General features: G+C 35.1%; 7 protein-coding genes and 2 pseudogenes. 7 read left to right on the forward strand and 2 right to left on the reverse strand.

What is annotated here, in order from left to right:
* Window positions 1-47: 47 nt before the first annotated feature.
* Window positions 48-728 (forward strand): annotated as a pseudogene (locus tag ACFQRG_RS13950) (YjjG family noncanonical pyrimidine nucleotidase).
* Window positions 729-995: 267 nt separating this feature from the next.
* Here the strand turns inward: ACFQRG_RS13950 and ACFQRG_RS13955 are convergent.
* Window positions 996-1286 (reverse strand): YolD-like family protein, encoded by a 291-nt coding sequence (locus tag ACFQRG_RS13955; protein WP_380967013.1) that lies wholly within the window; start codon window positions 1284-1286, stop codon window positions 996-998.
* Window positions 1287-1371: 85 nt separating this feature from the next.
* Window positions 1372-1575, reverse strand: a complete 204-nt coding sequence (locus tag ACFQRG_RS13960) for a hypothetical protein (protein WP_380967015.1) — start codon at window positions 1573-1575, stop codon at window positions 1372-1374.
* Between the two features lie 329 nt (window positions 1576-1904).
* Here ACFQRG_RS13960 and ACFQRG_RS13965 point away from each other — a divergent pair.
* The 6 genes and pseudogenes from ACFQRG_RS13965 to ACFQRG_RS13990 all read left to right on the forward strand — a co-directional run bounded on the left by ACFQRG_RS13965 (window position 1905) and on the right by ACFQRG_RS13990 (window position 9332).
* A pseudogene (locus ACFQRG_RS13965) lies at window positions 1905-2255 on the forward strand (VOC family protein).
* Window positions 2256-2744: 489 nt separating this feature from the next.
* Entirely contained in the window at window positions 2745-3929 is a 1185-nt protein-coding gene (locus ACFQRG_RS13970) for a CdaR family transcriptional regulator (protein ID WP_380967017.1), read from the forward strand.
* Between the two features lie 272 nt (window positions 3930-4201).
* The gene (locus ACFQRG_RS13975; protein ID WP_380967019.1) at window positions 4202-5647 is read left to right on the forward strand and encodes a sodium:solute symporter family protein; all 1446 of its coding nucleotides are present in this window, start codon (window positions 4202-4204) and stop codon (window positions 5645-5647) included.
* Between the two features lie 210 nt (window positions 5648-5857).
* Complete coding sequence (locus ACFQRG_RS13980) at window positions 5858-7123, forward strand: NAD(P)/FAD-dependent oxidoreductase (protein ID WP_380967021.1); 1266 nt, start codon at window positions 5858-5860, stop codon at window positions 7121-7123.
* A 99-nt stretch (window positions 7124-7222) separates the two neighbouring features.
* Window positions 7223-8365 carry an N-methyl-L-tryptophan oxidase gene (gene solA, locus ACFQRG_RS13985; protein WP_380967023.1) on the forward strand — a complete coding sequence of 381 codons (1143 nt, stop codon included), beginning with the start codon at window positions 7223-7225 and terminating at the stop codon, window positions 8363-8365.
* Between the two features lie 103 nt (window positions 8366-8468).
* Complete coding sequence (locus ACFQRG_RS13990; RefSeq protein WP_380967025.1) at window positions 8469-9332, forward strand: SAM-dependent methyltransferase; 864 nt, start codon at window positions 8469-8471, stop codon at window positions 9330-9332.
* The last annotated feature ends 606 nt before the right edge of the window (window positions 9333-9938 follow it).

Below are 9938 nucleotides of genomic sequence, written 5' to 3' on the forward strand. Positions count from 1 at the left end.
GATTTACCGGTTATTGGATAACAAAAGCAGGAAATGGAGAGGTAATATTGAAAAGGTACCGAACTATATTATTTGATGTTGATGATACACTACTAGATTTTCGCGAAGCAGAAAGGAAAGCTTTGCGCTTGCTTTTCAAGGAAAACAACTTTCTTTTAACCAATGAAATCGAAGCACATTATAAAAAAATAAATCAAGATCTCTGGAAGGCTTTTGAAAAAGGAAAAGTAAGTCGAGATGAGGTCGTGAATACTCGCTTTTCGATTTTTTTCAAGGCATATAATCGGGAGGTTGATGGCGTTTTACTGGAAAAGAGCTATCGCAGGATACTTGGAAAAGGGAACCCAGCTTGTTAATGGTGCCCTTAAAGTGATAACAAATCTGCAAAATCAATATGACATATATATTGTTACGAATGGTGTTTCCGAGACTCAGTATAAACGTTTACGTACTTCAGGGTTAATATCCGTTATTTAAAGATATTTTTGTTTCAGGTTTTCAGAAGCCAATGAAGGAGTTTTTTTGATTATGTATTTGCAAAAATCCCCAATTTTGAAGTGAATCAAGCTTTAATTATCGGAGATTCCTAAAGTTCAGATATTAAAGGCGGACAGTTGGCCGGAATAGACACATGTTGGTTTAATCCTGAAAAGAAGCCTAATAGCACCGATATTGTTCCAATTTATGAGATTCAAAAACTCGATGACCTTTTCCGAATATTAACCTAAAAGTAAATTCGGCAACTCTATTAATGAGTACGTTACATGAATCGTTAAAGTGCAATGATCATGGGGTTTTTTGTACCAAGATCTCTTAACATTGTAAATTAGCGTTTTGCTAATGGTACCCATTTAAAAAAGTAGCGAATAAACTTTTGAGATTAACTTGATATTTTCTTTTGCAGTTAGTGAACACCAACATTTGTTGAATCTATTCTTTAAAAAAAAGCGTGGCAGCTTGCTACGCTTTATTTATTCCCTTTTAACGATAAAAGATCAGATTATCTCTGCACCAACAATATCATTTATGGATATGCTGATTTTTCTATTATTTGCTGTAGCATCTAATTTCTTATTAAACAGATCTATTTTATTTACGCAACATGTGTAAAGATGAATTTTGTTATCTTTATAAACAGATAAATTAATTGGCGTGTAATGCTCTAAAGATGTTGTTATAACTTCATTAATTCGATTCCATTCTTGTTCATCAATAATAGGTTTAGGGATGTCATTTTTACTTTTTTGATGCTCGATTAATTTTTCAATATGTTCGGGCAGCATCATCCGACTTGACTCCCATCTTAGATTCTAGCCAGGTGTTAGCTTATTGTATCTCATTTTTAATGCCCCCCCGATTTTCTTTACTCTGTCAAACGCTTGACCTGCCTTCGGCTAAAGAAGTTGCTCTTTCAATAGCTGTGGAGCCATACTTGTTATAAATTTTGTCTAAAACTTTATTGAGTTGCTCTTTTTCAATGTAAGGATCAAACAAATCAAGTTGAAAATTATTAGCCACCTGAATTGAGGCATAATACGATTGGATGTCTGCATGTAAAATAACATTATCCCTCATTGTAGATCCCTACCTCCTAAAAACAGAACATATTTTCGTATCTATAGTATATACGAAAATATGTTCGTTAAGTACTGGGAAATTGTTCATTTATCTCGGTGACAATGATTAGAGGAAATCTCTTATTAAGGTTAAGCTGCATAGGGCTTTTAGTGTTTCGTGATAATAAAGTCGTTTAAAAAATAATAAAGTCATTTAAAACTAAAGCGTCAGTTATACTATTCAACAAACAGCCATTTAATTGCATTAGACTTTCAAGGGAAATTAGCTATTTATCAAGGATTATTTGTAGTGGTTGGAGAAATTAATAGCAACTGGGGGTGGTAAGAATGAAGGTTAAACGAATTGTTGCCAATGTGGAAACACAGGATATTACCAAAGCTAGGAACTTCTACGATTAAGTACTTGGACTTGATCAATTAATGAATCTGGATTTTATTGCAACCTACGGCTCGCATGAGAAAATTGAGACTCAAATTAGCTTTCTCTCACAGGGAGGTTCTGGAACACCTGTGCCTGATCTGTCAATTGAAGTAGATAATCTTGATGAAGCGTTAACCCGCATAAAAGAAGCAGGGATTCCAATTGAGTATGGACCAGCTGAGGAGCCATGGGGAGTTCGGCGATTTTATGTAAGGGATCCATTTGGGCAACTTATCAATATTCTTACCCATCTGTAAATGAATGAGTTAACAAGTGTGTTTAAGAAGAGCGGTATTAAAGTATAAGATTTTCTACAATCAGTGCGATTGTGGAACAACCCATCAATTCAAACGACATTATTGTTACATCTATGAGTTGTTATTAAGCAATTGCACTAAAAATTAAACAACTTTTATTTTCATTACAGATTTAGAGCCTTTTTATGACTATAATAGTGAATTATTTTTCCCTCTAATATAAGAGTTTTTAAGAGAATTCAGAGCCCCCTCATATTTTCTGAGGAGGTTTTTTTGACAGGATCCATCATTGAAAAGTACTTTTAGTAATTATAAGATAAGAAAATTTATCGAAGGTGCCAAATAAAGAAGGACATTCTACCTATTTATGATGAAATTAATAGCAATCACACCATTATAGGGGGGGATGTCAGAACCTGCGTTTGGATTGTATATAGATTAAATTAATAAGATTCAGGAAAAATTAACTTTATTGAGGGAGGTAAAGTTATGTTGCAAGAACTCGCACAAAAAATTGCAGTATCAACTAGTGAAATTATTGGTCATGATGTCATTATAACGGATGAAAAATCCATAATTATTGGCGCGAGCGATGTTTCCAGATTAGGTGAATACCATGAAGCATCTGTAAAAATTATCGCTACAGGAAAGCCGAACCCTGATAATTTAAATATAAAAGGAATGAAAGGAACAAAGCCTGGTATCGCCCTTACAATTGATATTTTTGGTAAGACAATTGGGACATTTGGAATTTCTGGAGAAAGGAAAGATGTAAAGAAATTTGCTGATCTTGTCAAAAAATATATGGAAATTATTCTTTATCAAGAAGTTCAAATGAGATCTACAGTTTTACGTGAGAGAGCACTTAGAAATTTGATTCAAGAAATTTCCACATTCAATCCTCAAATAAGCGATGAGTCACTACTAATTACAAGGGCTAACGAGCTAGGATATGACTTAAAACCCCCTTATATTGCAATTGTCATCAAAATTATCTCCATGGAAGACCTTGAAAAGCCAAATAAATATGAGGCGGATGAGGAGCAATTTGCGAATATTAAAATGCATGCTATAAAATCCGATGTTCAAAATATCATAGAAAATTACTTTAGTTCAACTAATGAAATAATTGTTCCTTTGGGTAATGATAATTATGTTATTTTACATCACCTAAATTCAAAAAAGCAAATACCAGATGTTAAAAATAGATGTTTAAAGATAATCGATAGATATAGAAAGAATGATATATTAGTTCGCATTGGAATGGGGTTAATTGCTAACAATGTTTACGAGTTAGGTCAGTCCTATAAAGATGCTTGGCGAGCAATAGAAATAGGGAATAAGTTAGAAAATCCACCGAACTTATTAAATATTCATGATTTATTTTTAGAAGATTTTGTTTCAAATATACAGCTGGATATATCTAAACGTTATATATCCCATATATTAAAAAAATTAAAGGATCAGCCTGATTGGAAAGAATTATCTAGAACTATCTATGCATGGGCGGAGTCAGGTTTTAATCAGATGAGGGCTTCTAAGGCGTTGTATATTCATAGAAATACCTTAAATTATCGCCTAGATAAAATACAAAGAATTACAGGAATAGATCTTAAAGATTATAAAAAAACGTTTATGCTTTATTTAGCTGTTTTAATGACTAATATGTGTTGAAATACAAATTAGAAATATTTATAAAGTTTCTTTAAGTTAAAGGTTAGATCCGCTTTTTGAAAAAAAGGAAACCAATGAAAATATTATTGGTTGAACCCACCGTTCTGCTTTATGCAAAAAGCAAGAAATATTAACTAATTATTCTTTAAATTTTAGTCAACTTTCATAATGAGTTTATATATCCGCAATTATACAATTAATACAGAGAAACAAAGTGAATTCCAATTACGCGCGTTGTCATCGTGTATTCCTAAATATGAGGAGGGAAAAGGATGCAAATAAGCGGTTTAGATCTTGCTTTAGTAATAGTTTATCTTCTAGCTGTTTTGTATATTGGTTACTATTCTATGAAAAAAGTATCTTCATTTAATGATTATTCAGTAGCTGGAAGGTCGATGCCATTTTCGCTAATTTTCGCTACGATTGGGGCTACATTAGCTGGTGGTGGAGCAACAGTTGGCAGGGTCTCTTTTGTTTATGAAACGGGTATTGTTGTTTTCCTTGCCCTATTAGGAGTTGTATTGAGTCAGGTTCTAATTGGATTCTTTGTAGCACCACGAATAAGCAAAATGAAGAATATTTATACCATAGGGGATATTATGGTTTTTTATTTTGGACGTTCTGGGCACCTTATAACCAGTATCTTAGCATTCGTGTTTATGGCAAGCATGTTTGGAGTTCAAGTCTTGGCTCTAGGACGTATTTTGGAGCCCGTAATCGGGCTTCCATTTATTACTTTAACTATCATAGGTGCGTTGATTACCATTGTATATACTTGGGCAGGAGGCATGTTAGCTGTAATCTATACTGATGCAATGCAGTTTATACTTCTTGTTTCTAGTATAGCAACAGCAACTTTAATAGGTGTTCATAAAATGGGGGGTATGACAGAAATAATAGATAAAGTAAAAGCAATTGATCCAGAACACTTAGTTTTCTTTGGAGGTCCTTGGACAATTGGTATGTTTATAGCATCATTCCTAAGCTTCCTTTTTGGTGAAGCACTCGCCCCGCATTATATACAAAGATATGCGTCATCAAAAACATCTAGTATTAGTAAATGGAGTACGGTATCTTTTGCAGTAATGTATATATTTCTAACAATTGTAATTATGGTTATAGGCTTAATTGGGTTTATTGTTTTCCCTAAAATGAACGGTGATGATGTGTTTGTTACATTTGCACAAAAATATTTACCTATTGGTATGGTAGGGCTCCTTTTCGGAGGATTACTAGCTGCGGTCATGTCAACAGGAAGTTCGATTCTGAATACCGCTGCAGTAATTTTTACAAGAGATATTTATGGAAGGTATTTAAATAAGAATGCTACAGACAAAAGTTTGTTGAAATGGACAAAATATGCCACTTTGATAGTAGGGATAGTCGGAGTCATTGTTTCTCTATTTATACCAAGCGTTATGGGACTAATGCTTTATGCTTTTCAATTATGGGCTCCATCTATACTCCCTCCAATGTCTATAGCAATACTTTGGGGAGGGCCGATGGAACGTAAAGTATCTCCATATGCCGGTCCGCCTGCAATAATCGCTGGCCTACTTATAACAATTGTGTGGTTAAACTTTTTGGGAGAACCATTTGGTATTCCGGCAATTGTAGTAGGTATAGTTACTAATTTGGTTGTTTTCGGAGTTATTCATGCTTTGACATCAAATAAAATCTCTAAAAATCATAAAGCATCAAAAAAAATAGAGGTTTAGAGAATAAATAAGGCTTATGAAAAATCACTATCTATTAAAAAAGGATGATAAAAATGAGTATATGGGATCTCATCATATATTTATCAGCTGGTATTTGTTACATTTCCGCTGCAACAGTCTTAATTGGTTGGATAAAACATGCAATAAACAAATAAATTTCCGATAAATACTGGACCTTTTAAGATACTAATTATACGAGGGGGAGTATTCTTGAGTAACAGAGTAGTTATTATAGGAGGCGGAATTATCGGTTTATCTTGTGCATATTACCTTTCCAAGAATGGTGTGGAGGTAACTATTTTAGAAAAAGATGATTTTGCAAATGCGTGTTCAAAGGGTAATCAGGGTTGGGTTTGCCCAGCTTTACATGCCCCTGTACCTGAACCAGGGTTAGTAGGGACTTCAATTAAATGGTTAATGAAGAAGGATAGTCCTTTATATATTAAACCTTCTGCAGCACCTCGCCTATCTGGTTGGCTTACTCAATTTATGAAATACTGTAATGTAGACAGTTTTAAGGTAGGAGAATATGCACTCCTAAAACTTAGTCGATCAACACTTGACCTTTATGATTCCCTTGAAGAGGACGGATTGGCATTTGAAATGCATAGAGATGGTATAATCTTTGCTTTTTTAAATGAAACTGAACTTAGACACAAGTTTGATAGATTCCAAAATATTTCTAAGATTCATGGGCACGATATCCCAGTTATGTTATCAGGTGAGGAAGTTCGCGAGCTTGAACCTGCGATTTCAAAAGATGTGATTGGGGGATTGTGGCTTAAAAAACAACGTCATGTACGCCCAGAAACTGTTTCAAAAGCTCTAATAGAAAAATTGATATCGTTAGGTGTTGATTTACGTACAAAAACCGAAGTAATAGAAATTGAACGTCAGGGTAACAAAGTAAGCGCAGTTAAGTCGAGCAAGGGACGAATTGAGGGGGATATATTTTTATTAACTGCTGGTGCATGGTCAGGTCTTTTGGCTAAAGAATTGGGATATTCTCTTCCAGTCCAAGGAGGAAAGGGATATAGTATTACGGTATCTAATCCGAATTTAAAAATTCATCACCCATTATACCTAGGGGATTCCAAAGCTGGTATTAGTCCTTTTTTTGGGGAAATTAGAATGGGTGGTACGATGGAATTATCAGGAATTAATACAAAGTTAGATAAAAACCGAATTCAGGGAGTTCGAAGTTCGGTAACTAAATATTTAATAGAAGAATTACACGGTGATATGGAAATGGAATGGACCGGGATGCGTCCGATGACACCAGATGGTCTTCCAGTTCTTGGCCAAGTGCCTAATTGGACAAACACTTTTGTTGCAACTGGGCATGGCATGGTAGGTGTTGCAATGGCTCCGGCAACCGGCAAAATTATGGCAGACTTAATTTGTCAAGGAAGTACTGAATTTGATATTAAATCCTTTGATCCAAGTCGTTTCCAAAAGGCAATTTCCCATTCTTGATATAGTTAGAATCTTTAATAAGTAGTAGCTTTTAATGACTCATAATAGGGTAAATGGGGCTTATAGTCATTTATAAAGAAAAAAAGGGAGATTTGCTTTATGAAAAATCATTATAGTGTCATTGTTGTTGGAGCTGGATCTGTGGGAATGGCATCAGGATACTATTTAGCTAAAAAAGGTATTGATACTTTATTAATAGATGCATTTGATCCTCCTCATGGCAAAGGTAGTCATCATGGTGAAACTCGATTGATGCGTCATGCTTCTGGTGAAGGCAGTTATTATGTACCTCTTGCTCTAAGGGCGCAAGAACTTTGGTATCAGTTAGAAATGGAAATAAACAAAACGTTGTTTATCCAAACTGGAACTTTAATGGTAGGGGATAATAATGCATCTTTTATAAGTAAAACGATAAAAAGCGCCAATGATTATTCATTACATTTAGAGAAGTTAGATGCATATGAAATAAATAAAAGATGGCCAGGGTTTTTAGTTCCAGAGCATTTTGTTGGTTATTTTGAATCGTCTTCTGGTGCACTTCTTAATGAGGAATGTATAAAAGCATTTAGACAGTTGGCGACAAAACATAAAGCTGTATTGCTTACTAATACAAAAGTCAATTGCATTGATTTTTGCAATAGCGGTGTTATTGTAAAAACTGCAGACAACACATATTATGCTGAAAAGGTGATAATTTGCGCAGGTGCTTGGACAGGAAAAATTCTTTCTTCATTTGGGTTACCTTTACGACCTATGCGTAAGACTTTTGGATGGTTTGAAACTGATGATATTTCTTATCAATACCCAATGTTACCTTGTTTTTATTTTAACTTTGAAGGTCAAAAGTATTACGGGTTCCCGAATATCAACGGTAGCGGAGTTAAGGTTGGTCGCAATGACTCCGAAAGAGAGATCGACCCTGATTTAATGAATCAGGATTTCGGTAAATACTCCAATGATGAAGGGGATTTAAGAAACTTTTTAGAAAGATTTTTACCTGGAGCAGCGGGAAAGTTAAAAATAGGAAAGTCTTGCATGATTACTAAGACCCCTGATAAGGACTTTATTCTAGACAAACATCCTGAATTTCCTCATGTTATTATTGCTGGGGGGTTTTCTGGACATGGTTTTAAATATAGCAGCGTTTTAGGAGAAATATTAAGTCAACTAATTATTGAAGGACATACTTCGTTTGATATCTCTCATTTTGCAATTTCTAGGCCAGCATTAAATATAAGCTAACATTTGATTATTAAAGTATTAAACTAGCTTCTCGTTTAGGAAGGGGTTGCTTTGTGGTAAAATTTAAGTCAATTGTTTAACTCGAACCAAGGGGAGGTATGTAATGGCAAAAGAAGCGGCAAAAACAGGAGCAGGGCCAACGGCGTTAGTCGCAATCGAGCAATACTTTCCGAAGCATGAACGCATTATCGAGGATGATTTGGCCCATCAAATACTGCCATCCGGGCGAGCCTTTCTCAGGTTGATGAAATTACATTCTATAAGGGATTGGATGGTTCGATTCACTGAGAAAAGTTTTCCCGGCATGTGGAGCCTTATGATGTGCAGGAAGCGGTACGTAGATGAGAAACTTATCGAATCGATCCATGCTATTGAAGCAGTAGTAAATCTTGGTGCTGGATTTGATACACGAGCATATCGGTTGCCCACGCTTCATCACGTACCTTTTTGGGAACTCGATCAACCTGAAACTATCAGATCTAAGGAGAGTCAGCTTCGTAAAGTGCTCGGGGTTATACCAACCCATGTTAAACTTGTTGAAATTGACTTCGATCATGAAGATCTATGTTCCGTACTGGAATCGCAAGCCTACTCTACAAACATGAGGACATTTTACATATGGGAAGCTGTCACTCAATATCTTACAGAAAAAGGGATAAGGTCAATCTTTAGCTTCTTATCTAATGCTGCTCCCGGCAGCCGTATTGTTTTCACTTATGTTCGAAAGGACTTTCTTGATGGCCGTGAGATGTATGGTTGGGAAAAGGGATATAAAAGATTTGTGACCAATAAGATTTGGATCTTTGGGATGGAACCAGGGGAATGGCCAAGCTTTTTAAACGATTACGGTTGGCAGGTAATCGAAGACATAGGGTTTGACGAAATAGCCGAGAAATACGTTAAACCTACTGGTCGAATGCTTGCCTCAACACCAATCGAGAGAGTGGTATACGCAGAAAAGTTATAAAAATTCCGGAGTACTTATGGATTGCAAAGTGGTGTAATATGACCTATTACGCTATCTGGTTATTCAATAATAGGAGGCATTGCTTCTAAGGGATAATGCTTTTTTTCTTAAAATAAAGGATAGTTATAAAAGCAAGTTTGTGAGGTATTACTACACTTACGGTGACTTATCTTTAATAAGTTCCTCCATAATCGGGCGCGTTTCAATAGGAAAAGCGCCTTTTTAGTTATAAGGTTTAAACACAAGTAAAATCATTGTCTTCTTATGATATGTCATCCATAAGGCACTAGATTCAGATTGATATTGCGGTTCTTTATGTTATACTTAACTAAACCTTATAAGCTCTAAACCATTTTACATTACTTGTATCAACTTGCCCCACTCAACACGAACGAGTGGGGCATTTATTGATTAATGATGTAAAGACATAAAAAAACAGGCTCCCTATATAGAGCCCGTTTGTATACTTTATTAAATAATTAGGCTCTATAATATTTGTTGGGGTATGAGAAAAATTAAAACAAAAAAATACACGCAAGCTCCTTAATCCTTTACACTTGAATTGTCCAGAAACAAGAGAAGGATAGGAGTTACGTGTATATGCAT

This window comes from Scopulibacillus cellulosilyticus (assembly GCF_042665295.1).
Classification (GTDB): Bacteria; Bacillota; Bacilli; order Bacillales; family Sporolactobacillaceae; genus Scopulibacillus_A; species Scopulibacillus_A cellulosilyticus.

Bases quoted from the DNA above. Each gene is read 5' to 3' on its own strand.
- solA (WP_380967023.1), top strand. From the start codon at position 7,223: ATGAAAAATCATTATAGTGTCATTGTTGTTGGAGCTGGATCTGTGGGA.
- ACFQRG_RS13960 (WP_380967015.1), bottom strand. From the start codon at position 1,575: ATGAGGGATAATGTTATTTTACATGCAGACATCCAATCGTATTATGCC.
- ACFQRG_RS13990 (WP_380967025.1), top strand. From the start codon at position 8,469: ATGGCAAAAGAAGCGGCAAAAACAGGAGCAGGGCCAACGGCGTTAGTC.
- ACFQRG_RS13955 (WP_380967013.1), bottom strand. From the start codon at position 1,286: ATGATGCTGCCCGAACATATTGAAAAATTAATCGAGCATCAAAAAAGT.
- ACFQRG_RS13970 (WP_380967017.1), top strand. From the start codon at position 2,745: ATGTTGCAAGAACTCGCACAAAAAATTGCAGTATCAACTAGTGAAATT.
- ACFQRG_RS13975 (WP_380967019.1), top strand. From the start codon at position 4,202: ATGCAAATAAGCGGTTTAGATCTTGCTTTAGTAATAGTTTATCTTCTA.